Consider the following 25,638-nt stretch of genomic DNA (forward strand, 5'->3'; position numbering starts at 1 on the left):
CCCCCGCACCCAGAGCTTCGGGGGGCGCGCGTAAGGCCGATGTGAATGCCGTGCCCCCTTGTCAGCGATGCCTGGCAGCGCCATATCTACCGGGCTGCCCGCCTGCCGGGCCCGTACCCTGGAGACCTGCCGTGACCGTTGCCAACCCCCTGCTCGATTTTTCCGGCCTGCCGCGCTTCGAGGCGATCCGCCCCGAGCACGTGGCGCCGGCGCTGGATGTGCTGCTGGCCGAGGCCGAAGCCGCCGTCAGCGCAGCCGAGCAGGTGCAGCCGGTCACCTGGCAGACCTTCGTGACCCCGCTGGACGATGCCACCGAGCGCCTGTGGCGCGCCTGGGGCCTGGTCGGCCACCTGCAGGGCGTGGTCAACACCCCGGAGCTGCGCGAGGCCTACAACAGCAACCTGCCGCGGGTGACCCGCTTCGCCAGTGTGCTGGGGCAGAACCTGGCGCTTTACCGCCAGTACCAGGCGCTGGCCGCCAGCCCGGAGGCGGCGCATTTCGATGAAGCCCAGCGCAAGGTGCTGGACAACACCCTGCGCGACTTCCGCCTGGGCGGCGCCGAGCTGGCGCCCGAGGCGCAGCAGCGTTTTGCTGCGATCAAGGAAGAACTGTCGGCGCTGTCGGCGAAGTTCTCGCAGAACGTGCTCGACGCTACCGATGCCTGGTCGCTGATCATCGAAGACGAAGCGCGGCTGAAGGGCCTGCCGGAAGACGTGAAGGCCGCCGCGCATGCCGCAGCACAGAAGGACGGCAAGGCCGGCTGGAAACTGACCCTGCAGATGCCGTGCTACCTGCCGGTGCAGACCTGGGGCGAGGACCGCGACCTGCGCGAGATCCTGTACCGCGCCAGCGCCCAGCGTGCGTCCGAATTCGGCGATGACGCACTGGACAACAGCGGCAACATCGACCGCATCCTTGCCCTGCGCGCCGAACTGGCTGCGTTGCTCGGCTTCGATTCGTACGGCCATTACTCGGTGGCGACCAAGATGGCGCAGGACCCGGCCGAAGTGCTCGGTTTCCTGCGTGACCTGGCCGCGCGCGCCAAGCCGTTCGCCGCCAGGGACCGCGCCGAGCTGGAGCAGTTCGCGCGCGAACAGCTCGGCATCGACAGCCTGCAGGCCTGGGACCTGGCCTTCGCCGCCGACCGCCTGAAGCAGGCGCGTTACAGCTATTCCGAGCAGGAGGTGAAGCAGTATTTCACCGAGCCGAAGGTACTGGGCGGCCTGTTCTCGGTGATCGAGCAGCTGTACGGCCTGCGCGTGCAGGAGGACAGCGCGCCGGTGTGGCACGAGGATGTGCGCTTCTTCCGGTTGGTCGATGCGCAGGGTGCGCTGGTTGGCCAGTTCTACCTGGACCTGTACGCCCGCGAGGGCAAGCGCGGCGGGGCGTGGATGGATGATTGCCGCAACCGTCGCGTGCGCACCGACGGCAGCGTGCAGACGCCGCTGGTCTACCTGGTGTGCAACTTCGGCCGCGGTGCCAACGGCAAGCCGGCCACCTTCAGCCACAACGAAGTGACCACGCTGTTCCATGAGATGGGCCACGGCCTGCACCAGCTGCTGACCCGCATCGGCGAACTGGGCGTCGCCGGCATCAACGGCGTGGAATGGGATGCGGTGGAGCTGCCCAGCCAGTTCATGGAGAACTTCTGCTGGGAATGGGATCACTTGCAGGCGATGACCGCGCACGTGGACAGCGGCGAGCCGCTGCCGCGCGCGCTGTACGAGCGCATGCTGGCCGCGCGCAACTTCCACAGCGGCATGGCCACCGTCCGCCAGCTGGAGTTCGGCCTGTTCGACATGCTGCTGCACAGCCAGTTCGAACCAGCGCAGGACAGCGTGCTGGCACTGTTGGACCGCGTGCGCGCGGAAGTGGCGGTGAACCACCCGCCGGCCTGGAACCGCTTCCCGCACCAGTTCAGCCACATCTTTGCGGGCGGTTACGCCGCGGGTTACTACAGCTACAAGTGGGCCGAGGTACTCAGCGCCGACGCCTATGCCGCTTTCGAGGAAGCGCCGCAGGCACTGGCTGAAACCGGTGCACGCTTCCGTGATGAGATCCTGTCGCGCGGTGGCAGCCGCCCGGCGGCGGACAACTTCAAGGCCTTCCGCGGCCGTGCTCCGCAGATCGATGCGCTGCTTCGCCACTCGGGCATGGCGTAATCCATGGTGGTGGGTGCCAACCTTGGTTGGCACTTCACTGCCATCCACGCATGGCGTGGATCTACCGGAATGCCGGCCAGCGGCCGGCACTACCGGTGGCGGGTCATTCGGCGTAGATCATCTTCCGGGTCATGCCGCCGTCGACGATGAAATCCTGGCCGGTGCTGAAACCGGACAGTGATGACAGCAGGTAAACGGCCAACGCACCGATGTCCTCCGGCTGGCCGACGCGGCCGACCGGGTGTTGCGCATGGTCGGTGGCCGAATACTCCGGTGCGTGTCGCCGTGAGGGTGCCTGCCACTCGCAGGTGCCGATCCAGCCGGGACTGATGCTGTTCACCCGCACCGCCGGGCCGCTGCTGATCGCCAGCGCATGGGTGAAGCCCACCAGCCCGCCCTTGGCTGCGGCATAGGCTTCGCTGTGTGCTTCGGATTGCCAGGCGCGGGTCGAGGCGATGTTGATGATCGCACCGGCGGCGCTGGCGGTCAGTGCCGGCAACGCATGCTTGCTGCACAGGAACGCGCCGTGCAGCGAAGACAGCCGGCGCTGCCACTCGTCCCAGTCCATGTCCTGCAGCAGCGTGCCGTGCGGGCTGGCAATCCCCGCGTTGTTGACCAGCCCGTCGATGCGGCCGAAACGCTGCAGGGCCACGGCGATGAAGGCGCGCACGCTGGCTTCGTCGGTGATATCCAGGCGCTGGAACACGGCATCCTCACCACGCTGCCATTCCGCCAGGCACGCCTCGCCGGCCTCCATGTCGAGGTCGCCGATCAGCACGCGGCCACCGGCGCCGAGCACGGCCTGCGCGATGCCACGGCCGATGCCGTTGGCACCGCCGGTGACCAGCACCACCTTGCCCGACAGCGGCGCGGCCGGCCAAGCGGCAATCGGCGGTACCGTGCTCACGACAGGTCTTCGCCACGCAGGCGGCGATGCCAGCCGTCCACGCCGATGCGGTCCAGGGTCTGGATGTTGCGCTCGACGATCACGTCCGGATCCGGATAGACGTCCACCGCGCGCGCCACGCTGTCTTCGCGCAGCAGGTGCAGGGTGGGGAAGGGCGCGCGATTGGTGTAGTTGCTGGCGTCGTCTGCGGCCACGCCGTCGAACTGGTAGTCGGGGTGGAAGCTGGCCACCTGCAGGATGCCCTGCAGGTCCAGCGCCTCGATCGCCGCGTCGGCGTTGTCGAGGAAGTCGTTGTAGTCGAGGAAATCGGTCAGCACCTGCGGATGCACGATCAGCGTGGTATCGATCTGCTCGGCCGGCGTATCACGCAGCAGGACCAGTTCCTCGGCCAGCTGCTCAACCAGGGCTTCCGTCGTGGTCGCATCGCTGAGCACGATGCGGACCTGGTCCTTCACGTAGACCGCCTTGGCGAACGGGCACAGGTTCAGGCCGATGACGATGCGTTCCAGCCACAGGCGGGTGGCGGCGATCGGGTCCTCGGTGGGCAGTTGGGCGTCGGTCATGGCGGACACGTCGGCTGGCGGGGCGGACATTGTAGGCGCGTCGCTGGCAACGCGCCGTCGTACAGCAGGTGCCGGCGCCGGGCCATGCCCGGCGGCCAGATCAATCGCGGAAATTGTTGAACTGCAGCGGCAACTCGAACTTGCCGGCCTTGAGCACGGCGATGGCGTCCTGCAGGTCGTCGCGCTTCTTGCCCTGCACGCGCAGCTTGTCGCCATTGATCTGGCTTTCAACCTTCAGCTTGGCTTCCTTCAGCGCAGCGGCGATCTTCTTGGCGATCTTCTGCTCGATGCCCTGCTTGACGGTGATCTTCTGCCGGGCCTGGGCCAGGTTGGTCTCGATGTCGCCGAACTCCAGGCTGAGCACGTCGATGCCGCGCGCGGCCAGGCGTGCACGCAGGATGTCGTTCATCTGCTTGAGCTGGAATTCGGTCGGCGCGAACTGGTTGATCACATCGCCATCGCGTTCGAACTTGGCATCCACGCCCTTGAAATCGAAGCGGGTGGCCAGTTCGCGGTTGGCCTGGTCGATGGCGTTGGTCAGTTCGTGGGTGTCGACTTCGGACACGACGTCGAAGGAAGGCATGGGCGATGCTCCGCAGGATTCAGTGGCAGCCATTCTATCGCGAGGGCCCCATGCCCGCCGTTTGTAGAACCGAGCCCACGCTCGGCTGCTTTTTGAAGAGCGGCCGAGCTCTACAGAATGCGACGACCGGGCGATAATGGGCCATGAACGTGCAACGCTCCCCCTCTCGCGCGGTGGCCTGGATGGTCGCTGCGGTCGCCTGCTTCTCGCTGATGGATGCTGGCATGAAGCAGCTGTCGGCCAGCTACCCCACCCTGGAAGTAACCTTCCTGCGCGGCGCGGCCTCGTTGCCGTTCGTGCTGGTCTGGGTGCTGGCCAGCGCCGGGCCGCGTTCGCTGGTGCCGCGCCGCTGGGGGCTGCACCTGCTGCGTGGTGCGCTGGGCATGGCGATGATCGGCTGCTTCGTGTTCGCCCTGCGCGACCTGCCGTTGTCCACTGCCTACACCATCTATTTCGTGGCCCCGCTGCTGATCGCCGCATTGTCGGTGCCGCTGCTGGGCGAGCGGGTCGGGCCACGGCGCTGGGTCGCCATCGGGATTGGCCTGGTCGGCGTGCTGGTGGTGCTGCGGCCGGGCGTCGATGGCTTCATCTCGGTGCCGGGGCTGATGGTGCTGGCCGCGGCCACCGCCTATGCCATTGCGGCGATCACGGTCAGCCTGCTGACCCGCACCGATACCTCGCAGTCGATGGTGGTCTGGTTCCTGGTGATCATGGCCATCGGTGCCGGCCTGCTGGCCCTACCCGGCTGGGTGCCGCTGCAGCTGGCACATGCGCCGCTGATCGGTGGCATGGGCCTGGCCGGGGCGCTGGGCCAGATCGCCCTGACCAGGGCCTTCCAGCTGGGCGAGGCCTCGATGATCGCGCCGTTGGAGTACAGCGGGCTGGTCTGGGTGATCGGTTGGGACCTGGCCTTCTGGGGCCAGCTGCCCGATGGCTATACCTGGGTGGGCGCGGCGATCATCGTGGCTTCGGGGCTTTACCTGCTGCACCGCGAGCGGGTCAACCGGCAGGAACCACCGAAGCCGCTGGATCATCCCTGAACCGGTTTGGCCGGGAAGCGGGGTCAGAGCCCCTGCGGGGATCCGACCCCGGAACCCGCGCCGGAGCAGGTACGTTAGAACCAAAAGGAATAACATTCTGGCCCATGGCGCGGGCGCGCGACCGCCTGCGCTGGTAGGCTGCACGCCCCCTTCCGTCACCCAGCCGGTGAGCCACGCCCGTGATCGAGTTCCAGCGCCTGCACAAATCCTATGCCGTTGCCGGCCGCGAGATCAGCGCGCTGCAACCGTTGGACCTGACCATCGAGGCCGGTGAGGTTTTCGGCATCATCGGCCATTCCGGCGCCGGCAAGTCGACCCTGATCCGCATGATCAACCGCCTGGAAGAACCCAGCGGTGGCCGGCTGCTGATTGGTGGTGAGGATGTCACCGCGCTGGACGCGGACGGCCTGCGCGCGCTGCGCCGGCGCATCGGCATGATCTTCCAGCATTTCAATCTGCTGTCGTCGCGCACGGTGGCGGGCAATGTCGCCTTTCCGCTGGAACTGGCCGGCACGCCGAAGACGGAAATCGACGCGCGCGTGGCCGAGCTGCTGCAGACCGTGGGCCTGGAAGCGCATGCGCAGAAGTATCCGGCGCAGCTGTCCGGTGGCCAGAAGCAGCGCGTCGGTATCGCCCGCGCCCTGGCGACCCGTCCACAGATCCTGCTGTGCGACGAGGCCACCAGTGCGCTCGATCCGCAGACCACCGCTTCGGTGCTGTCGCTGCTGTCAAAGATCAATCGCGAGCTCGGCCTGACCATTGTGCTGATCACCCACGAGATGGACGTGATCCGCCGTGTCTGCGACCGCGTTGCGGTGCTCGATGCCGGCCAGATGGTCGAAACCGGTCCGGTCACCCGGGTGTTCCTGCACCCGCAGCATCCGACCACCCGCCGTTTCGTCAGTGAGTCGGAGCATGTGGACGAGGGGGCGCTGCACCGTGATTTCGATGCCGTTGGCGGCCGTATCGTGCGCCTGACCTTCCTCGGTGGCGACACCTACGAACCCCTGCTCGGCAGTGTCGCGCGGCAGACCGGGGTCGACTACAACATCCTGTCCGGCCGCATCGACCGGATCAAGGACACCCCGTATGGCCAGCTGGTGGTCGCCCTGGTGGGCGGCGACCAGTCCGCCGCGCAGGCCGCGTTCGTGGCCGCCGGCGTGCACGTTGAGGAACTTCGTCGATGATCGTCGCTACTGCTGAAGGCTTCTTCCGCCACCTGGATGCGGATAAGTGGGTGGATATCGGCAAGGCCACCATCGAGACGCTGCTGATGATGGCCGGCTCGCTGCCGCTGACCCTGGCCATCGGCCTGCCGATGGGCGTGCTGCTGTACGTGTTCGGTGCGCCGCAGATGAAGCGCCGGCCGTTTGCCTATGGCGTACTGGCGATCGTGGTGAACCTGCTGCGTTCGGTGCCCTTCATCATCCTGATGGTGGTGCTGATTCCGGTCTCGCTGTGGCTGATGGGCCAGTCGATCGGCGTGCTTGGCACGCTGCCGGCGCTGGTGATCGGTGCCGCGCCGTTCTATGCGCGCCTGGTCGAGACCGCGCTGCGCGAAGTGGACCGCGGCGTGGTCGAGGCCGCGCAGTCGATGGGCGCGACGACCTGGCAGCTGGTCACCCGGGTGCTGCTGCCCGAAGCGCGGCCGGGCCTGATTGCCGCCGCCACGGTCACCACCGTTGCCCTGGTCGGCTTCACCGCCATGGGCGGCGCGATCGGTTCCGGCGGCCTGGGCGACCTGGCGCTGCGCGAAGGCTACCAGCGCAACCGCACCGACGTGGCCCTGGTCACCGTGGTGGTGTTGCTGGTCCTGGTGCAGCTGCTGCAGATGCTCGGCGACCGCCTGGTCGCGCATTACAGCCGCAAGTAACCGCTACGCCTGCTGGTAGCCGGCCAGCGGCCGGCTCTACCCCAATGCCTGGAAACGGTAGTGCCGGCCGCTGGCCGGCAATTCCACGTGCGGTCAACGCGCGTTCGGTACTTCGTAGCCCAGCTTGCCGACCTGTTCCGGATGCTGCGGCACGCGCTTGAGCTTGTCGGTGTTCACGCCGTACTCGTCGCGCAGGCGCTCGGCCAGCTCCTTGTACAGCGCTTTGTCCATGTCCGGCGTGCGCGAGAAGATCCAGGCCATCTCGCGGCCCGGGTAGCCGATCAGTGCCCACGAATAATCCGGGGCGACGTCCAGCACCCGGGAGTGGGTCGGCACCACGCGGTAGAACCAGGTGCGCCAGCCGTGGTTGCCGCTGTCCGGGTCGACGCTGGCGCGTGCACGGATCTCCTGCAGGGGTTCGCCGAAGCCGTCGCGGTAGCGGTAGGTGATGCCGACCTTGTGCTCGTCGCGCAACTCGTACTCGTTGACGCTGGCGACGTGCCCGCGTTCGATGAAGTTCGGCACGCGGCCGATCACGTACCAGGTGCCCATGAAGCGCTTGAGGTCGATCGGGGCATCCGGATCGGCGCGCGGGACGCTGGCACGGGGTGATGGCGGCTCACCGACCGCCATGGCGGGGCCCGCCAGGGACAGGGCCAGCAACACGGCGCAGAGCGGGCGGATCGAAGTCATGCGGGAGCGGGCTCAGGAGGGCTTTGCCTGAGCATGGTCGACTGAGCGTGCGCGATCCGTCAATGGTGTCGCAATCTGTGAGAAGGGGCTTGCCCAAGCTGTGTTGCATTGTCTACCGGAGAAGGCCCATGAACACACGTTCCGTCCGTCACCCTGCAACTGAACGCATCATCGAACGCGCCGACCCGCGCCTGCTGCGTGGCGTGCGGCAACTGGCGCTGGCCGGACTGGCGCTGGTACTGGTCTGGCCAGCGGCACGTGGCAGCAGCGCGTGGTTGGGCTGGCTGCCGATGTGGCTGATCGGCATGCCGCTCGCGGCCTGGTGGGCGCTGCTGCGCTTCCCGCTGCCGCGCCTGTCGGGGCCGGCAAAGGTGCGGCGTACCGGTGGACAGGCGCGTCGCCGGCGCGGCCCGGCGGCCACGGCCTGACCTTCGACACGGGGGAGGCCGCGGCATTCCGTGCTAGCGTTCCACGGCTTATGACTGCCTGGAGCTGCAATGTCACGACTCGCTTCCGCCTGCCTGTTGGCCGGCATGATGACCGCTGCCTCGGTGGGGACCGCCGTGGCCGCTGAGGATACCGACCGCTACGCCTGGCTGGAGGACGTCACCGGCGACAAGCCGCTGTCCTGGGTCAAGGAACAGAATGCCAAGTCCGAGGCGCGCCTGGCGCAGACCCCGGCCTTCAAGCAGATGGAGACCCGCATCCGCGAGGTGCTCGACTCCGATGCCAAGATTCCGGGCGTGCAGAAGATCGGCGACTACTACTACAACTTCTGGAAGGACCAGCAGCACGAGCGCGGCCTGTGGCGGCGCACCACGCTGGCCGAGTACCGCAAGGCGTCGCCGCAGTGGGAGACCGTGCTCGACCTGGATGCACTGAACAAGGCCGAGGGTGAGAACTGGGTCTGGCACGGCGCCGATTGCCTGCGCCCGGACTACAGCCGTTGCCTGATCGCGCTGTCGCGCGGCGGCGCCGACGCCGACGTCACCCGCGAGTTCGACCTGGCCAACAAGACCTGGATCAAGGACGGCTTCTTCCGCCCGGAGTCGAAGGGGGGCCTCAACTGGGTCGATCGCGACACCGTGTTCGTCTACACCGATTTCGGTGCCGGCACGATGACCACGTCCGGCTATCCGCGCGTGGCCAAGCTGTGGAAGCGCGGCACGCCGATGGCCTCGGCCACGACGGTGTACGAAGGCAAGCCGGAAGACATGTACATCGCGGCGATGCACGATGACACCCCGGGCTTCGAGCGCAACCTGGTCAGCCGCACGCTGGCGTTCTACAACAACGAGCTCTACCTGCGTGGCGACGACGGCACGCTGACCAAGATCGACGCGCCGAACTCGGCCGAGAAGGGCCTGCACAAGCAGTGGCTGACCCTGGAACTGCGCGATCCGTGGACCGTGGGCGGCAAGACCTATGCGTCCGGTTCGCTGCTGGCGACGAAGCTGGACGACTTCCTGGCCGGCAAGCGCGACTTCGAGGTGCTGTTCACCCCGACCGCGACCACCTCGCTGGCCAGCGCCACCTGGACCAAAAGCCACCTGGTGCTGAACGTGCTGGACGACGTCAAGAACCGCCTGTCGGTGCTGACCCCGGGCGCCAACGGCTGGCAGACGAGCCGCTTCGTCGGCGCCCCGGCCTTCGGCACACTGGGCGTGGCTGCAGTGGACAGCAATGACAGCGACGCGGTGTGGCTGACCGCCACCGACTACCTGACCCCGACCACGCTGGCGCTGGCCGAGATCGGCCAGGCCCCGGAAACACTGAAGACCATGCCGGCCTTCTTCGACGCCAAGGGCAAGGTGATCGAGCAGCACTTCGCCACCAGCAAGGACGGCACCCGCGTGCCGTACTTCGTGGTGCACGACAGGGCGATGAAGCTCGATGGCTCCAATCCGACGCTGCTGTACGGCTACGGTGGCTTCGAGATCTCGCTGACCCCGAGCTATTCCGGTGGCATGGGCCGCGCCTGGCTGGAGAAGGGCGGCGTGTACGTGGTGGCCAACATCCGTGGTGGCGGCGAGTACGGCCCGCGCTGGCACCAGGCGGCGCTGAAGCAGAACCGCCACAAGGCCTACGAAGACATGGCCGCGGTGGCGCGGGACCTGGTCAAGCGCAAGATCACCAGCGCCAAGCACCTGGGCGTGCAGGGCGGCAGCAACGGTGGCCTGCTGACCGGCAACATGCTGACCCAGTACCCGGAGCTGTTCGGTGCGGTGGTGGTGCAGGTGCCGTTGCTGGACATGAAGCGCTACAGCCACCTGTTGGCGGGTGCCTCGTGGATGGCCGAGTACGGCAACCCGGATACCAGTGACTGGGAGTTCATCAAGACCTTCTCGCCGTACCACCTGTTCAACGCGAAGAAGAACTACCCGCCGGTGCTGTTCACCACCTCGACCCGCGACGACCGCGTGCACCCGGGCCATGCCCGCAAGATGGCGGCGAAGATGATCGACGCCGGCAAGGACGTGACCTACTACGAGAACATCGAAGGGGGTCACGGCGGCGCCGCCAACAACGCGCAGGCCGCGCACATGTCGGCACTGGCCTACAGCTTCCTGTGGGAGCGGTTGGGCGGCAAGTAAGCAGAACGGAAAACGCCGCCCCAGGGCGGCGTTTTTCCTTATCCGGTAGGGCCAACGGCCGGCACTACCGTCAACGTGGTCCCTGCCAACGCTTCAATCCGCGCGCAATCCGCGCCACCGCCTCCTGCAATCGCGGTACCTCCTGGGTATAGGCCAGGCGCACGTGCTGGTTGGCACGATGGAAGCCGAAATCCAGGCCCGGGGTGAACGCCACGTGCTCGGTTTCCAGGAAATGCGCGCAGAATGCCTGCGCGTCGTCGGTGAACGCGCTGACGTCGGCGTACAGGTAGAACGCGCCCTGTGGCTCGACTTCGATACGGAAGCCCAGCTCACGCAGTGCGGGCAGCAGGAAGTCGCGACGCTGGCGGAACGCGTCGCGGCGCTGTTCGAAGATCGCCATCGATTCCTCGCTGAAACAGGCGAGGGCGGCATGCTGGGCGATGCTCGAGGCGCTGATGTACAGGTTCTGCGCCAGCTTCTCCAGATCCGGTACTGCTGACGGCGGCGCCACAAGCCAGCCCAGCCGCCAGCCGGTCATGCCGAAATACTTGGAGAAGCTGTTCAGCACGAACGCGCTGTCATCCACCTGCAGCACGCTGGGCGCATCCAGGCCATAAGTCAGACCGTGGTAGATCTCGTCCACCACCAGGTGACCACCGCGCGCGTGCAGGGTCTTCGACAATGCCGCCAGCTCGGCGGCGGAAAGCACGGTGCCGGTCGGGTTGGCCGGCGAGGCGACCAGCGCGCCGACGCTGTCGGCATTCCAGTGCTGTTCCACCAGCGACGGGGTCAGCTGATAGGTGGTCTCCGGCCCGACCGGTACCAGTTGCGCACCGCCTTCCACCAGGCGCAGGAAGTGGCGGTTGCAGGGGTAGCCGGGGTCGGCCAGCAGCCAGTGGCGGCCGGGATCGACCAGCAGGCTGCTGGCCAGCAGCAGCGCACCGGACCCACCCGGGGTGACCAGGATGCGCTCAGGATCGATGTCCAGACCGTAGTGGCTGCGATAGAAACCGCTGATCGCCTGGCGCAGGGCCGGCAGGCCACGTGCGGCGGTGTAGCGGGTATGGCCGGCGGCCAGTGCGGCCTGGCCGGCCCGCACGACCGGTTCGGCCGTAGTGAAGTCCGGTTCGCCGATTTCCAGGTGGATCACATCGTGGCCGGCCTGTTCCAGCGCCTGCGCGCGGGCCAGCAGGGACATCACATGGAACGGGGCGATTTCATGGCTGCGCCGGCTGTAGCCCGGCGTGTGGGGCAGGGTACTCATGTGCCCATGGTACGCCGGCCGGCACGACCCATGACGATCCGCAGGGTTGCCGCATTGCGGGGATTGGGGTCAGATCGCTTTTCGGGAAAAGGGATCTGACCCCGCCGAAGACCATTGCATTGATGCGCCAGGAACCCTACTTCATGAAGTCCACCCTCTGCCTGTTGCTCGCCAGCCTGATGACCACGACTGCTACCGCCGCCACTCCGCCCGTTCCGCCGGACGCCGCCAGGCATCCGCACGTGGTCGAGGCGCCGTTCGGCGCGACCCGCAACGATGACTATTACTGGCTGCGCGACGACAAGCGCGAGAACAAGGACATGCTGGCCTACCTGCAGGCCGAGAATGCCTACGCCGACCAGCTGCTGGCACCGCTGAAGCCACTGGAAGACACCCTGTACAAGGAGATCGTCGGCCGCATCAAGCAGGACGATTCCAGCGTGCCTGCGCGCGAGCGTGGCTACTGGTACTACAGCCGTTTCGAGACCGGCCAGGACTACCCAATCCACGCACGCCGCAAGGGCGGCATGGAGGCCGCCGAGGAAATCCTGCTGGACGTCAATACGATGGCTGCCGGCAAGGGCTACTTCAGCGTCGGCTCGATGGAGGTCAGCCAGGACAACCAGTTGCTGGCCTGGGCCGATGATGATGTCGGCCGCCGCCAGTACACGATCCGCTTCAAGGATCTGACCACCGGCAAGGTGCTGCCCGATGTGATCACCGGCAGCTCCGGCGACCTGGTCTGGGCCGACGACAACCGCACCGTGCTGTATGTCGAGAACGATCCGGAAACGCTGCTCACCGTGCGCGTGAAGAAGCACGTGCTGGGCACTCCAGCCAGCGCCGACACCGTCGTCTACGAAGAGAAGGACGACAGCTTCTACATGGGCATCGGCCGCACCCGCGACGATCGCTTCATCACCATCGGCGTGCACAGCACCGTGTCCTCGGAAGAGCGCTACGCACCGGCCAGCGATCCGACCACCTTCACCGTGCTGGCCCCGCGCCAGCGTGACGTCGAGTACGACGCCGACCACTACGACGGCCGCTGGGTGATCCGCACCAACGACGGTGCGAAGAATTTCAAGCTGGTCACCGCACCGACCGATGCCACCTCGCGTGCGCAGTGGAAGGACTGGATTGCGCATGACGATGCGGTGTTCATCGAAGGCTTCGAGCTGTTCGACAGCTACACCGCCATCGCCGAACGTTCCGAGGGTCTGGAGCGCATCCGCCTGCTGTACAAGGACGGCCGCAGCGACTACGTGAAGGCCGACGAGCCGGCGTACTCGATGGGCCTGGGCGACAACACCGAAGCCGATACGCCGTGGCTGCGCTACGTCTACACCTCGATGACCACCCCGACCACCGTGTTCGAACTGAACACCGCCACCGGCGAGCGTCGCCAGCTGAAGGTACAGCCGGTGATCGGCTATGACGCGTCGAAGTACGAAACCGACCGCGTCTGGATCACCGCGCGCGATGGCGTGAAGGTGCCGGTGTCGCTGGTCTACCGCAAGGGCTACCAGAAGGACGGCAAGGGCGCGCTGTTCCAGTACGCCTACGGCAGCTACGGGATGTCGATGGACCCGTACTTCAACCAGACCGCGGTGAGCCTGCTCGACCGCGGCGTGGTGTATGCCATTGCCCATATCCGCGGTGGCCAGGAAATGGGCCGCGACTGGTACGAGAACGGCAAGCTGCTGCACAAGCAGAACACCTTCAACGACTTCATCGACGTCACCCGCGGCCTGGTCGCACAGGGCTGGGCGGCGAAGGATCGCGTCGCTGCGTCCGGCGGCAGCGCCGGTGGCCTGCTGATGGGCGCGGTGGCCAACCAGGCCCCGCAGGATTACCGGGTGATGGTGGCGCAGGTCCCGTTCGTCGACGTGGTCACCACCATGCTCGACCCGACCATTCCGCTGACCACCAACGAATACGATGAGTGGGGCAACCCGGAGCAGAAGCCGTATTACGACTACATGCTGTCCTACTCGCCCTACGACAATGTGAAGCAGCAGGCGTACCCGGCGCTGTTCGTGGGTACCGGCCTGTGGGATTCGCAGGTGCAGTACTGGGAGCCGGCCAAGTGGGTGGCCAAGCTGCGTGATCACAACACCGGCCCCTACCCGATCCTGTTCCGCACCAACATGGAAGCCGGCCACGGCGGCAAGTCGGGGCGCTTCCAGCGCTACCGCGAGCTGTCCGAGTCGTACGCGTTCGTGCTGCAGCAGCTGGGCATCGCCCAGCCGTAACGGCGAAGGGGTGCCGGGCGTCGCCGGGCACCCCGAACCGTTATCCTTGCGGCCATGAGCCTGCCCGAGCCCTCCGCGTCCCGCGATACCGCCACGCCACCGCGCGTGGTGCGTTTCCGCTGGGCGTGGTGGCTGCTGGCCTATGTCAGCCTGGGCACCGGCATCGTCGGCATCTTCGTGCCGGGCCTTCCGACCACCGTATTCATCCTGATCTCGGCGTGGGCGGCATCACGTGGGTCCGAACGCCTGCACACCTGGCTGCTGCAGCATCCACGCTTTGGCCCGGCCATCGCCAACTGGCAGGCGCATGGTGCAGTCAGCCGCTACGGCAAGTGGATGGCCACGATCACCATGGCGGTATGCGCCGGCATCATGCTGTGGTGCGTGCCGATCGCCTGGGTGAAGTGGTTCTCGATCGGCAGCATGACCGTGGTGGCGATCTGGCTGTGGACCCGGCCGCTGCCGCCGCCCGCGGATTGAACCCTTGTGGTGGTGCCGGCCGCTGGCCGGCAACCCGATCCCCTGCACCAACCGCTCAGCCGCCAGTGGCTATACTCGGGGCATGAAGACCCCCCATCGAAACGCCATCCTGATTCCGCTGGCAGCGGCTTCGCTGCTGTTCCTCGCCGCCTGCGGCAACAAGGGCCCGCTGGTACTGCCGCAGAAGCCGGTGCCGGTGGAAGAAACCGTCGAACCGGTTGCCGAGCCCGCGACCGAAGCGACCCCGACCGAGACCCAGGGCAGCGGCACGCCGGCCACGACCGTGGACCCGGCTGCACCGACCACCCAACCGGCGCCTGCGCCTGCGAAGAAGGTGGGCGGCGGGAATGAGTAAGGCCGGTTCCAAGGCGCTGCGCTTCAGCAAGATGCATGGCGCGGGCAATGATTTCGTAGTGATCGACCTGCGTGACGGCACTGCGCCGCCCACGCCTGAACTGGCCGCGCGCCTGGCCGACCGCCACACCGGCGTCGGCTGCGATCAGATCCTGACCATCGAAGCACCGCGCGCGGAAGGCTCGGTGGCGTCCTACCGCATCTGGAATGCCGACGGTTCCAACTCCGAGCAGTGCGGCAACGGCGCGCGCTGCATCGCGGCCTGGCTGGTGCGCGAGGGCAGTGCGCAGGGCGGTGCATTCGTCATCGACAGCCCGTTGGCCAGCCACGAAGTGAAGATGCTGGGCGAGGGCCAGTTCGCGGTGACCATGGGGGTGCCTGCGTTCGAGCCGGCCAACGTGCCGCTGATGGGCTTCGCCCACCCGCGCGAGGAATACCTGCTGCCGCTGCAGGGCGAGAGCGTCCGCTTTGCTGCGGTGTCGATGGGCAACCCGCATGCGGTGATCGAAGTGGGCTTGATCGATGCCGCTCCGGTTGAACGCGTGGGTTCGCTGCTGCAGCAGCACGCGTCGTTCCCGCGCTCGGTGAACGTGGGCTTCGCCCAGGTGATGAGCCCGGCCCACGCCCGCCTGCGCGTGTTCGAGCGCGGTGTCGGCGAGACCCTGGCCTGCGGCAGTGGCGCCTGCGCCGCCGCCGTGACCCTGATGCAGCGCGGCCGCCTGCAGCGCGATGCGCGCATCAGCCTGCCCGGAGGTGACCTGCGCATCCAGTGGCCGGGCGATGGCCAGCCGGTGGTGATGGCGGGCCCGACCGCATTCGTCTTCGAAGGGGAGTGGATGGCATGACCGAAACCGTCGACAAGCTCGGGGCCCATGAAGTCGCCGCCTGGTTGCGGCGACATCCGGGCTTCCTCAAGCAGTTCCCGGACCTGGCCCTGACCCTGGTGGTGCCGCGCGATGACGGCCCGACCGCATCGCTGGCCAGCTACCAGCTGGAAGTGCTGCGCGAGAAGAACCGCGAGCTGGCACGACGGTTGGCCGATCTGGGCGCCACCGCCCAGGTCAATGAACGCCTTGCGGTGCGCACGCACCAGCTGACCCTGGCACTGATGAAGCAGGACAACGCGGCCGATACCCTGCGCGCGATGGCCGCATCGCTGCAGGAAGACTTCGCCGGCGACCTGGTGCGGCTGGTGGTGCATGCGCCGGTGGCCGGGCTGGAACAGGCCGACTGGCTGCAGGTGATTGCTGCCGATGATCCGCAACTGGGCCCGTTCCGCGATTGCCTGAACGACGGCGAGCCGATCTGCGGCCGCCTGCAGCCGGAAAAGAATGCCGTCCTGTACGGCGTGCGCAGCGAGGAAGTGCAGACCACCGCGCTGCTGCCGTTGCCGGGCGTCGGCCTGATCGCAGTCGGCAGCCACGACCCGAACCGCTTCTACCCGGGCATGGGTACGCTGTTCCTGCGCATGATGGGCGACGCCCTGGCCACTGGCCTGAAGCGCTTCCACGACTAAGCAGGACCGGACGACGATGAGCGCGGTACAGGCCTTCCTGCAGCATCTGCAGGTGGAGCGGCGGATGTCGGCGCATACGCTTGACGCCTACCGCCGCGACCTGGACGCGCTAGCGGTCTGGGCCGAACCGCGTGGCGTAGCGGTGGAGGCGCTCGATGCCGATGCGTTGCGCCAGTTCGTCGCCGACGAGCATCGCCGCGGCCTGTCGGCCAAGAGCCTGCAACGCCGCCTGTCGGCCTGCCGCAGCTTCTATGCCTGGCTGCTCAAGCACGCGCACATCGAGGTCAGTCCGGCAGCGACGCTGAAGGCACCGCGCGCGCCACGCCGGTTGCCACAGGTCCTCGACGCCGATGAGGCGGTGCAGCTGGTCGAGCTGGAGCCGGAAGGTGAGCTCGGCCGCCGTGACCGCGCGCTGCTGGAACTGTTCTATTCCTCCGGCCTGCGTCTGAGCGAAGTCTGTGCGCTGACCTGGCGCGACCTGGATTTCGACAGCGGGCTGGTCAACGTGCTGGGCAAGGGCAACCGCCAGCGCCGCGTGCCGTTCGGGCGGCCGGCACGCGAAGCACTGCAGGCGTGGCGCGCGGAAAGTGGCGGTGGTCCGGCATCGCCGGTGTTCCCCGGTCGCAACGGGCCAATCAGCCAGCGTGCGGTGCAGATCCGCATCCGCCAGCTGGCGCAGCGCCAGGGCCTGTTCAAGCAGGTGCACCCGCACATGCTGCGGCACAGTTTCGCCAGCCACATCCTGGAATCGTCCGGCGACCTGCGTGGTGTGCAGGAGCTGCTGGGCCATGCCGACATCGCCACCACGCAGATCTATACCCACCTCGATTTCCAGCACCTGGCCAAGGTCTATGACGCTGCGCATCCGCGCGCCAAGCGTCGACGCAGCACCGAGGGCAGCGGAGAAAGCTGAACGTTGGCCCTGCGTCAGCCGGTCGCGGGTGGCTTGAAGGGCGCAGCGCAGTCCCCACCTCTGGTTCTGTCACCCCGGAGGCATCATGGACCCCAGTCAGAACCCCAACGTTTTCCACGCCACCACCATCGTCTGCGTCCGTCGTGGCGAGCACGTGGCCATTGCCGGCGACGGCCAGGTCACGCTGGGCCACACCGTGATGAAGGGCAACGCGCGCAAGGTGCGCCGCCTTGGCCGCGACGGCCAGGTGCTGGCCGGTTTCGCCGGTGCCGCCGCCGATGCCTTCACCCTGTTCGAGCTGTTCGAAGCCAAGCTGGAAAAGCACGGCCAGCTGCAGCGCGCCGCGGTCGAGCTGGCCAAGGATTGGCGCACCGAGCGCCGCCTGGGCAAGCTCGAAGCCCTGCTGGCAGTGGCTGACAAGGAAACCTCGCTGATCATCAGCGGCACCGGTGATGTGATCGAGCCGGAGGACGGCATCATCGCCATCGGCTCCGGTGGTTCGTACGCCCTTTCGGCTGCGCGGGCGCTGATGGCGCACACCGAGCTGGATGCACGCACCATCGCCAGTGAAGCGATCGGCATTGCCGGCGACATCTGCATCTACACCAACCGCAACGTGGTGGTCGAGGAGCTGTGAGGGTCGTGCCGGCTGCTGGCCGGCAACCTCATGTCCCCCGCACGCGTGCCTGGTTGCCGGCCAGCGGCCGGCACTACCGACAATGAATCCGTGAGCACAACCATGCCGAAGATCGAAGTTTCCTCCGCCACCATGACCCCGCGCGAGATCGTGCAGGAACTGGACCGGCATATCGTGGGCCAGCACGACGCCAAGCGTGCCGTGGCCATCGCCCTGCGCAATCGCTGGCGCCGCATGCAGCTGGCGCCGGAGCTTCGCAATGAAGTGATGCCCAAGAACATCCTGATGATCGGCCCGACCGGCGTCGGCAAGACCGAGATCGCGCGCCGCCTGGCTACGTTGGCCAACGCGCCGTTCGTGAAGGTCGAAGCCACGCGCTTCACCGAAGTGGGCTACGTCGGCAAGGACGTCGAGCAGATCATCCGCGACCTGGCCGACACCGCGGTCAAGCTCTATCGCGAACAGGCCAAGGTGCGCGTGCGTACCCAGGCCGAAGAACGCGCCGAAGACCGCATCCTCGATGCGCTGCTGCCGCGTCGTAGCGGCGGCATCGGTTTCGATCCTGAAGTCGCCCGCAACGAACCGTCGGCGCAGGACAACGAGACCCGCATCAAGTTCCGCAAGATGCTGCGCAACGGTGAGCTGGACGAGCGTGAGATCGAGCTCGACCTGGCCGCCAACGTCAGCATGGACATCATGACCCCGCCGGGCATGGAGGAAATGGGCCAGCAGCTGAAGTCGATGTTCGCCAACCTCGGCGGCGGCGCGAAGGCGCACAAGCGCACGCTGACCATCAAGGCTGCGCGCCCGCTGCTGATCGAGGAAGAAGCTGGCAAGCTGGTCAACGAGGATGACATCCGTACCGCCGCAATCGAGGCCTGCGAGCAGCACGGCATCGTCTTCATCGACGAGATCGACAAGGTTGCCAAGCGCGGCGACAACGTGGGCGGTGGCGATGTCTCCCGCGAAGGCGTGCAGCGCGACCTGCTGCCGCTGGTGGAAGGCTCGAACGTGTCCACCAAGTACGGCACGATCAAGACCGACCATATCCTGTTCATCGCGTCGGGCGCGTTCCACCTGGCCAAGCCCAGCGACCTCATTCCGGAGCTGCAGGGCCGCTTCCCGATCCGCGTCGAACTGGGTGCGCTGAGCAAGGGTGATTTCGTGCGTATCCTGACCGAGCCGAAGGCTGCGCTGACCAAGCAGTACGAAGCGTTGCTGGCCACCGAGGGCGTCAAGGTCAGTTTCACCGCCGATGCCATCGAACGCCTGGCCGAGATCGCCTTCCAGGTGAACGAGCGCCAGGAAAACATCGGCGCGCGCCGCCTGCATACGGTGCTGGAGCGCCTGCTGGATTCGCTCAGCTACGAGGCACCGGACCGCGATGGCGAAACCCTGGCCATCGACAGCGCCTACGTCGATGCACACCTGGGTGAGCTGGTGCAGGACCCGGACCTGAGCCGCTACATCCTGTAACGCCCGATCCGGTCGGATCCCTCGCCACGGCGAGGGCCCTGACGCCATCCGCTGCAACAGAAAAGGCCGCCGAAAGGCGGCTTTTTGCGTTGGCGGTCAGCGCGATTGCCGCGTGCGGTAGGCCTGCAGTACCTGATCGATCACCGCACTGGTGCGGGCGGCGCTGATGCCGTCCGAGGGCGAGTGCCCGTTGCCGCGCAGTTCATCCACGAGAGAGGCAATCAACGGTTGCTGGATCGACGACGGGTTGGGAATGTCGAAGGCCTGCACACCGGCTCCGGTCTCCAGCACCACCGGAACATCCTCGAAGGTCGCAAAGCGCAGCTGGCCGCGGTCGCCGGTGATCTCGACCTCATCCTGGCGGCGGAACGCGCAGAAGCTCCATTGCGCGATGCCGTGCGCGCCCGCTCCAGTGCGGAAGCACATCGAAACGCTGTCCTCGGCGGCATAAGCGCCGGCCAATGAACTGGCCAGGCCGCGCACATCGCTCAGCGGCCCCAGTAGATGATCGAGCAGGTCCAGGGTGTGCGAGCCCAGATCGACGAACAGCCCGCCGCCGGAGATTGCGGGATTGGTCCGCCAGAAGTCCGGCGATGCGGCGTTCACCGAATGCGGCCGATGCAGGGTGGCGCGAACGCTGCGCGGTGTACCGATCGCGCCGCTGTCCAGCAGCTGCTTCACCTGCGCGAATCGGGGCAGGGCGCGGCGGTAGTAGGCGACGAACACGGGCACGCCACGGCGTGCACTGGCTTCCAGGATGCGCTCGCATTCGGCGAGGTCCAGGGCCATGGGTTTCTCGATATAGACCGGCTTGCCCGCCGCAATCGCCTGCAATGCGTACTGCATGTGCGTGGAGGGCGGTGTTGCAACGTACACCGCGTTCACGTCCGAATCGCCGATCAGCGCGTCGGCATCCGTGTACCAGCGTGGCACCGCGTGGCGCCGCGCATAGTCTTCGGCCAATGCGGCATTGCGGCGCATGACCGCCGCCACCCGTGAGCCCGGTGTGCTGGCCAGGGCGGGGCCGCTCTTCTTCTCGGTGACGCTGCCGCAGCCGATGAAGCCCCACACCACGTTGTCCAGGATCATGGGTCTGTCCTCACAGTGGGGCTGCGGTGGCGGCAGTGAATCCGCTCATGCCTCGGGCAGCGGCTCGGGCACGGTGCCGGGAACGAACACGCCGTCCTTTACGTAGGCGGCCAGGGTCATGTCCAGTGCGAGCATGCCATCGCGCTTGAGGTCCATCAGTTCCGGTTCGACCATCGCACCGTGCAGTACGCCCAGCACGGTGGCGTGCAGCATGCGTGCGGCGATCTTCGGGTCTGCACCCTCGCGCAGCTGGCCCAGGTCCTTTGCCCGGCGCAGGGCACGTTCCATCCGGTCCAGTCCATCGCGGAAACCGGCCTGCTGCAGTTCGGTCAGCACCTTGGTGTCGGCCGAGGCATCGCTGCGCAGCATGATCTCCATGGTCTTGCGCAGTCGCTCGTCCTCGGACAGTTCGATGAACGAGTGGATCATCACCGCGCGCAGGTCGTGCACCGGCGTGTCGCGCTGGTCGGTCGAGGTGCGCTCCAGCTCCTGCATGAAAGGCAGATGCACGCGTTCGACGATCGCGGCCAGCACCTCGCTCTTGTTCTTGAAGTGCCAGTAGACCGCACCGCGGGTATAGCCGGCGCGGGCACCGATCATCTCCAGCGTGGTACGGGCCACGCCGTGTTCATGGAAGCAGGCTTCGGCGGCGTCAAGGATGCCTTCCCGGGTTGCCTGGGTGTCCTCTTTGGTCTTGCGGGCCATGGGTGGGTACGAGTGCGGGTGAAACGTGGCTGAATTGTACCGGTTTACAAACAAACAAGCATGTATGTATATTTCCCTCCCATCATTCCCGTCGTGTGCGTGGCAGGCCGGTCCGGTTACCACTCCCCGCTGGTGAGCGTTGCCTGCGGGCGCTTTCGGCCTGTATCAGCGCGATTTGAGATTCCTTCCCCTAAGAGCCTTTCCGTCATGTTGCTGAGCCGAATCCGACCCTTTGCACTGTCGCTGGCGATCGCCGCGACCGTGGCTGCCTGCGGCGGCCAACCCCAGGCCCCCGAGCAGGGCCCGGGTGACGTCACTGTGGTCACGCTGAAGTCCGAGACCGTGGGCCTGACCCGCGAACTGCCGGGCCGTACCAACGCCTACCTGGTCGCCGAAGTGCGCCCGCAGGTCAATGGCATCGTTGCCAAGCGCCTGTTCACCGAAGGTGGCATGGTCAAGGCCGGCGAGCCGCTGTACCAGATCGAAGACGCCAGCTACCGCGCCCAGGCCAACAGTGCCCGCGCCCAGCTGGCCCGCGCCGAGGCCACCGCCAACGCCGCCCGGCTGAGCGCCAAGCGCATCACCGAGCTGGCCAAGGTCGATGCGGTCAGCCAGCAGGACCTGGAAAATGCCGTGGCCGCGCAGAAGCAGGCCGAGGCGGATGTCGGCGCCGCGAAGGCATCGTTGGATGCGGCCAACGTCACCCTGGGATACGCCCGCATCACCGCGCCGATCAGCGGCCGCATCGGCAAGTCCAGCGTCACCCAGGGTGCGCTGGTCAGCGCCGGCCAGGCCAATGCACTGGCTACCGTGCAGCAGCTGGACCCGATCTATGTCGACCTGACCCAGTCTTCGGCCGAGCTGCTGCAGCTGCGCCGCGAACTGGCCGCCGGCCGCCTGCAGGACAACCAGACCCTGCCGGTCAGCATCCTGATGGAAGACGGCAGCACCTTCGAGCACAAGGGTACGCTGGAGTTCTCCGAAGTCAGCGTCGATCCGACCACCGGCAGCTTCGGCCTGCGCGTGAAGGTGGACAACCCGGACGGCCTGCTGATGCCGGGCATGTACGTGCGTGCGGTGATCGGCGGCGGCGTGCGCAGTGATGCAGTGCTGGTGCCGATGCAGGGCATCGCCCGCGATCCGAAGGGCGACACCACGGCGATGGTGGTCGGCAAGGACAACAAGGTCGAAGTGCGCCCGGTCAAGGTCAGTCGCACGGTCGGCGACAAGTGGCTGGTCGAGGACGGCCTGAAGGCCGGTGACAAGGTCATCGTCGAAGGCCTGCAGAAGATCGGCCCCGGCATGCCAGTCAAGGCCACCGAAAAGGGCGACGCACCGGCCAAGCCGGCGGCCGATGCCCAGCCTGCCGCCCCGGCCGGCGACGCGAAGTAAGCGGAGAACCCCATGGCACGCTTTTTCATCGATCGACCCATCTTCGCGTGGGTGATCGCCATCATCATCATGCTCGCCGGCGGCCTGGCCCTGTTCAAGCTGCCGGTCTCGATGTACCCCAACGTCGCACCGCCGGCGGTGGAAATCAGCGCCACTTACCCGGGTGCATCGGCCAAGGTGGTCGAAGACTCGGTGACGCAGATCATCGAGCAGAACATGAAGGGCCTTGATGGCCTGATCTACTTCTCCTCCAACAGCTCGTCCAACGGCCAGGCCACCATCACCCTGACCTTCGAGAGCGGCACCAACCCGGACATCGCCCAGGTGCAGGTGCAGAACAAGCTGCAGCTGGCCATGCCGCTGCTGCCGCAGGAAGTGCAGCGGCAGGGCATCAACGTGGCCAAGTCCAGCTCGGGCTTCCTGAACGTCATCGCGTTCGTGTCCGAGAACGGCAGCATGGACGCCAACGACATCGCCGACTACGTCGGTTCCAATGTCGTCGACCGCCTCAGCCGCGTGCCGGGCGTGGGCAACATCCAGGTATTCGGTGGCAAGTACGCCATGCGCATCTGGCTGGACCCGAACAAGCTGCATACCTATGGCCTGTCCGTCGCGGAAGTGACTGCGGCGATCAAGGCGCAGAATGCCCAGGTGGCGATCGGCCAGCTCGGCGGTGCGCCGTCGGTGAAGGGCCAGCAGCTCAACGCCACCATCAACGCGCAGTCGCGCCTGCAGACCCCGGAACAGTTCCGCAACATCATCGTGCGCGGCGCGCAGGACGGTGCCGAGCTGCGCCTGGGGGATGTCGCCCGCGTCGAACTGGGTGCCGAGTCCTACGACTTCGTCACCCGCTACAACGGCCAGCCGGCCAGCGGCCTGGCGGTCACCCTGGCCACCGGCGCCAATGCGCTGGATACCGCTGCCGGCGTGGATGCTGCGCTGGACGACATGAAGAGCTTCTTCCCGGCCGGGCTGAAGGCCGAGATCCCGTACGACACCACGCCGTTCGTGCGCGTGTCGATCAAGGGCGTGGTGCAGACCCTGCTCGAAGCGATCGTGCTGGTGTTCGTGGTGATGTACCTGTTCCTGCAGAACTTCCGTGCCACCCTGATCCCGACCATCGCCGTGCCGGTGGTGCTGCTGGGTACCTTCGGCGTGCTGGCGATGCTGGGCTTCTCGGTGAACATGCTGACCATGTTCGCGATGGTGCTGGCGATCGGCCTGCTGGTGGACGATGCCATCGTGGTGGTGGAGAACGTCGAGCGCATCATGTCCGAGGAAGGACTGTCGCCGCTTGAAGCGACCCGCAAGTCGATGGGCCAGATCACCGGTGCGCTGGTGGGTATCGGCCTGGTGCTGTCGGCGGTGTTCGTGCCGATGGCCTTCATGAGCGGATCCACCGGCGTGATCTACCGGCAGTTCTCGGCCACGATTGTCTCTGCAATGGCGTTGTCCGTACTGGTGGCGATCGTGCTGACCCCGGCACTGTGCGCGACCATGCTCAAGCCGCTGAAGAAGGGCGAGCATCATGTTGCCCACCGCGGCCTGGCCGGTCGCTTCTTCAACGGTTTCAACCGTGGCTTCGACCGCACCAGCGAAAGTTACCAGCGTGGTGTGCGCGGCATCATCCATCGTCCGTGGCGCTTCATGGGCATCGTGGCGGCACTGTTCGTGCTGATGGGCGTGCTGTTCGTGCGCCTGCCCAGCTCGTTCCTGCCCAACGAAGACCAGGGCGTGCTGATGGCGCTGGTGCAGGCCCCGGTCGGCGCCACCCAGGAGCGCACGCTGGAATCGATCGCGGCATTGGAGAATCACTTCCTGCAGAACGAGAAGGATGCGGTGGATTCGGTGTTCTCCGTGCAGGGCTTCAGCTTCGCCGGCATGGGCCAGAACGCCGGCATGGCGTTCGTCAAGCTGAAGGACTGGAGCGAGCGTGACGCCAACAATGGCGTGATGCCGATCACCGGTCGTGCGATGGCAGCCCTGGGCCAGATCAAGGATGCTTTCATCTTCGCCTTCCCGCCGCCGGCCATTCCGGAACTGGGTACCGCCTCGGGCTACACCTTCTTCCTCAAGGACAACAGTGGCCAGGGCCACGAGGCACTGGTGGCCGCGCGCAACCAGCTGCTCGGCCTGGCAGCCGGCAGCAAGAAGCTGGCCAACGTGCGCCCGAACGGCCAGGAAGACACGCCGCAGTTCCGCATCGACATCGACGCGGCCAAGGCGACCTCGCTGGGGCTGTCGATCGACCAGATCAACGGCACGCTGGCCGCTGCCTGGGGCAGCTCGTACATCGACGATTTCGTCGATCGTGGCCGCGTCAAGCGCGTGTTCGTGCAGGCCGACCAGCCGTTCCGCATGGTCCCGGAGGACTTCGACCTCTGGTCCGTGAAGAACGACAAGGGCGAGATGGTGCCGTTCAGCGCGTTCGCCACCAAGCACTGGGATTACGGTTCGCCGCGCCTGGAGCGCTACAACGGTGTGTCGGCGATGGAAATCCAGGGCGAACCGGCCCCGGGTATTGCCTCTGGCGATGCCATGGCCGAGATCGAGCAACTGGCCAAGCAGCTGCCTGCGGGCTTCGGCATCGAGTGGACGGCGATGTCCTACCAGGAACGTCAGGCGGGCTCGCAGACGCCGTTGCTGTACACGCTGTCGCTGATGATCGTGTTCCTGTGCCTGGCCGCGATGTACGAAAGCTGGAGCGTGCCGACGGCGGTGCTGCTGGCGGCCCCGCTGGGTATCCTCGGCGCAGTGCTGGCCAATACCTTCAAGGGCCTGGAGCGCGACATCTATTTCCAGGTGGCGATGCTGACCACGGTAGGCCTGACCAGCAAGAACGCGATCCTGATCGTCGAGTTCGCCAAGGAAAACCTGGAGAAGGGCGCGGGCCTGATCGAGGCGATCATGCATGCGGTGCGCGACCGCCTGCGCCCGATCGTGATGACCTCGCTGGCCTTCGGCATGGGCGTGGTACCGCTGGCGATCTCCACCGGTGCCGGCTCCGGCGCCAAGCAGGCGATCGGCACCGGCGTGCTCGGCGGCATGATCGTCGGCACCGTGCTCGGCGTGTTCTTCGTACCGCTGTTCTTCGTAGTGGTGCAGCGCGTGTTCAAGCGCAAATCCACGACGTGATCGAAAC

At 66.7% G+C, this 25,638-nt stretch carries 23 protein-coding genes; 16 read left to right on the forward strand and 7 right to left on the reverse strand.

Annotated features, from left to right (window positions below; all coding sequences use genetic code 11):
• Positions 1–131 precede the first annotated feature (131 nt).
• Complete coding sequence (locus AC5P7S_RS02290) at positions 132–2,162, forward strand: M3 family metallopeptidase (RefSeq protein ID WP_033835682.1); 2,031 nt, start codon at positions 132–134, stop codon at positions 2,160–2,162.
• Positions 2,163–2,265: 103 nt separating this feature from the next.
• On the opposite strand, the gene AC5P7S_RS02295 is transcribed toward AC5P7S_RS02290, so the two are convergent.
• The 3 genes from AC5P7S_RS02295 to AC5P7S_RS02305 all read right to left on the reverse strand — a co-directional run bounded on the left by AC5P7S_RS02295 (position 2,266) and on the right by AC5P7S_RS02305 (position 4,215).
• Positions 2,266–3,069: an SDR family oxidoreductase gene (locus AC5P7S_RS02295; protein ID WP_005419471.1), complete on the reverse strand. Its 804-nt coding sequence runs from the start codon at positions 3,067–3,069 to the stop codon at positions 2,266–2,268.
• A complete protein-coding gene (locus AC5P7S_RS02300; RefSeq protein WP_061479870.1) occupies positions 3,066–3,632 on the reverse strand; it encodes a DUF1415 domain-containing protein in 567 nt (188 codons plus the stop codon). The genes AC5P7S_RS02295 and AC5P7S_RS02300 overlap by 4 nt, the downstream gene beginning before the upstream one ends.
• Before the next feature lie 100 nt (positions 3,633–3,732).
• Entirely contained in the window at positions 3,733–4,215 is a 483-nt protein-coding gene (locus AC5P7S_RS02305) for a YajQ family cyclic di-GMP-binding protein (RefSeq protein WP_005419468.1), read from the reverse strand.
• A gap of 143 nt (positions 4,216–4,358) precedes the next feature.
• Here AC5P7S_RS02305 and AC5P7S_RS02310 point away from each other — a divergent pair, with 143 nt between their 5' ends.
• The 3 genes from AC5P7S_RS02310 (at position 4,359) to AC5P7S_RS02320 (ending at position 7,128) form a co-directional block, all read left to right on the forward strand.
• Positions 4,359–5,255, forward strand: coding sequence for a DMT family transporter (locus AC5P7S_RS02310; protein WP_005419466.1), 897 nt, complete (start codon positions 4,359–4,361; stop codon positions 5,253–5,255).
• Positions 5,256–5,434: 179 nt separating this feature from the next.
• A complete protein-coding gene (locus tag AC5P7S_RS02315) occupies positions 5,435–6,442 on the forward strand; it encodes a methionine ABC transporter ATP-binding protein (protein WP_033834529.1) in 1,008 nt (335 codons plus the stop codon).
• The gene (locus AC5P7S_RS02320) at positions 6,439–7,128 is read left to right on the forward strand and encodes a methionine ABC transporter permease (protein WP_005419463.1); all 690 of its coding nucleotides are present in this window, start codon (positions 6,439–6,441) and stop codon (positions 7,126–7,128) included. Before AC5P7S_RS02315 ends, AC5P7S_RS02320 begins: the two co-directional genes overlap by 4 nt.
• 93 nt (positions 7,129–7,221) lie before the next feature.
• On the opposite strand, the gene AC5P7S_RS02325 is transcribed toward AC5P7S_RS02320, so the two are convergent.
• Positions 7,222–7,821, reverse strand: coding sequence for a lipocalin family protein (locus AC5P7S_RS02325; protein WP_005419460.1), 600 nt, complete (start codon positions 7,819–7,821; stop codon positions 7,222–7,224).
• Between the two features lie 128 nt (positions 7,822–7,949).
• Here AC5P7S_RS02325 and AC5P7S_RS02330 point away from each other — a divergent pair, with 128 nt between their 5' ends.
• Complete coding sequence (locus AC5P7S_RS02330) at positions 7,950–8,249, forward strand: hypothetical protein (protein WP_095378272.1); 300 nt, start codon at positions 7,950–7,952, stop codon at positions 8,247–8,249.
• A 69-nt stretch (positions 8,250–8,318) separates the two neighbouring features.
• Positions 8,319–10,415 carry a prolyl oligopeptidase family serine peptidase gene (locus AC5P7S_RS02335; RefSeq protein WP_095378273.1) on the forward strand — a complete coding sequence of 699 codons (2,097 nt, stop codon included), beginning with the start codon at positions 8,319–8,321 and terminating at the stop codon, positions 10,413–10,415.
• Positions 10,416–10,485: 70 nt separating this feature from the next.
• On the opposite strand, the gene AC5P7S_RS02340 is transcribed toward AC5P7S_RS02335, so the two are convergent.
• Positions 10,486–11,679, reverse strand: coding sequence for a pyridoxal phosphate-dependent aminotransferase (locus AC5P7S_RS02340; protein WP_005419455.1), 1,194 nt, complete (start codon positions 11,677–11,679; stop codon positions 10,486–10,488).
• A gap of 143 nt (positions 11,680–11,822) precedes the next feature.
• On the opposite strand from AC5P7S_RS02340, the gene AC5P7S_RS02345 reads away from it, so the two are divergent.
• The 8 genes from AC5P7S_RS02345 (at position 11,823) to hslU (ending at position 19,310) form a co-directional block, all read left to right on the forward strand.
• Complete coding sequence (locus AC5P7S_RS02345; RefSeq protein ID WP_095378299.1) at positions 11,823–13,934, forward strand: S9 family peptidase; 2,112 nt, start codon at positions 11,823–11,825, stop codon at positions 13,932–13,934.
• A 54-nt stretch (positions 13,935–13,988) separates the two neighbouring features.
• Positions 13,989–14,414: a YbaN family protein gene (locus AC5P7S_RS02350; protein WP_095378274.1), complete on the forward strand. Its 426-nt coding sequence runs from the start codon at positions 13,989–13,991 to the stop codon at positions 14,412–14,414.
• Positions 14,415–14,496: 82 nt separating this feature from the next.
• A complete protein-coding gene (lptM, locus tag AC5P7S_RS02355; protein WP_019337667.1) occupies positions 14,497–14,769 on the forward strand; it encodes an LPS translocon maturation chaperone LptM in 273 nt (90 codons plus the stop codon).
• Positions 14,762–15,613, forward strand: a complete 852-nt coding sequence (dapF, locus tag AC5P7S_RS02360; RefSeq protein ID WP_095378275.1) for a diaminopimelate epimerase — start codon at positions 14,762–14,764, stop codon at positions 15,611–15,613. Before lptM ends, dapF begins: the two co-directional genes overlap by 8 nt.
• Positions 15,610–16,284, forward strand: coding sequence for a DUF484 family protein (locus AC5P7S_RS02365; protein WP_005419445.1), 675 nt, complete (start codon positions 15,610–15,612; stop codon positions 16,282–16,284). The genes dapF and AC5P7S_RS02365 overlap by 4 nt, the downstream gene beginning before the upstream one ends.
• Before the next feature lie 16 nt (positions 16,285–16,300).
• Entirely contained in the window at positions 16,301–17,197 is an 897-nt protein-coding gene (gene xerC, locus AC5P7S_RS02370; protein ID WP_005419436.1) for a tyrosine recombinase XerC, read from the forward strand.
• An 85-nt stretch (positions 17,198–17,282) separates the two neighbouring features.
• Positions 17,283–17,834: an ATP-dependent protease subunit HslV gene (gene hslV / locus AC5P7S_RS02375; protein ID WP_005411093.1), complete on the forward strand. Its 552-nt coding sequence runs from the start codon at positions 17,283–17,285 to the stop codon at positions 17,832–17,834.
• Positions 17,835–17,936: 102 nt separating this feature from the next.
• Positions 17,937–19,310, forward strand: coding sequence for an ATP-dependent protease ATPase subunit HslU (gene hslU, locus AC5P7S_RS02380; RefSeq protein ID WP_095378276.1), 1,374 nt, complete (start codon positions 17,937–17,939; stop codon positions 19,308–19,310).
• 96 nt (positions 19,311–19,406) lie between these two features.
• Here the strand turns inward: hslU and AC5P7S_RS02385 are convergent, their stop codons facing one another.
• Positions 19,407–20,399: a Gfo/Idh/MocA family protein gene (locus AC5P7S_RS02385; RefSeq protein ID WP_095378277.1), complete on the reverse strand. Its 993-nt coding sequence runs from the start codon at positions 20,397–20,399 to the stop codon at positions 19,407–19,409.
• Positions 20,400–20,444: 45 nt separating this feature from the next.
• A complete protein-coding gene (gene smeT, locus AC5P7S_RS02390; RefSeq protein WP_095378278.1) occupies positions 20,445–21,104 on the reverse strand; it encodes an efflux transporter SmeDEF transcriptional repressor SmeT in 660 nt (219 codons plus the stop codon).
• A 207-nt stretch (positions 21,105–21,311) separates the two neighbouring features.
• On the opposite strand from smeT, the gene smeD reads away from it, so the two are divergent.
• Positions 21,312–22,496, forward strand: coding sequence for a multidrug efflux RND transporter periplasmic adaptor subunit SmeD (gene smeD / locus AC5P7S_RS02395; protein ID WP_005419428.1), 1,185 nt, complete (start codon positions 21,312–21,314; stop codon positions 22,494–22,496).
• Positions 22,497–22,508: 12 nt separating this feature from the next.
• Entirely contained in the window at positions 22,509–25,631 is a 3,123-nt protein-coding gene (gene smeE / locus AC5P7S_RS02400) for a multidrug efflux RND transporter permease subunit SmeE (RefSeq protein ID WP_095378279.1), read from the forward strand.
• Positions 25,632–25,638 lie beyond the last annotated feature (7 nt).

This window comes from Stenotrophomonas sp. YJH_SMC_32 (genome assembly GCF_059369975.1).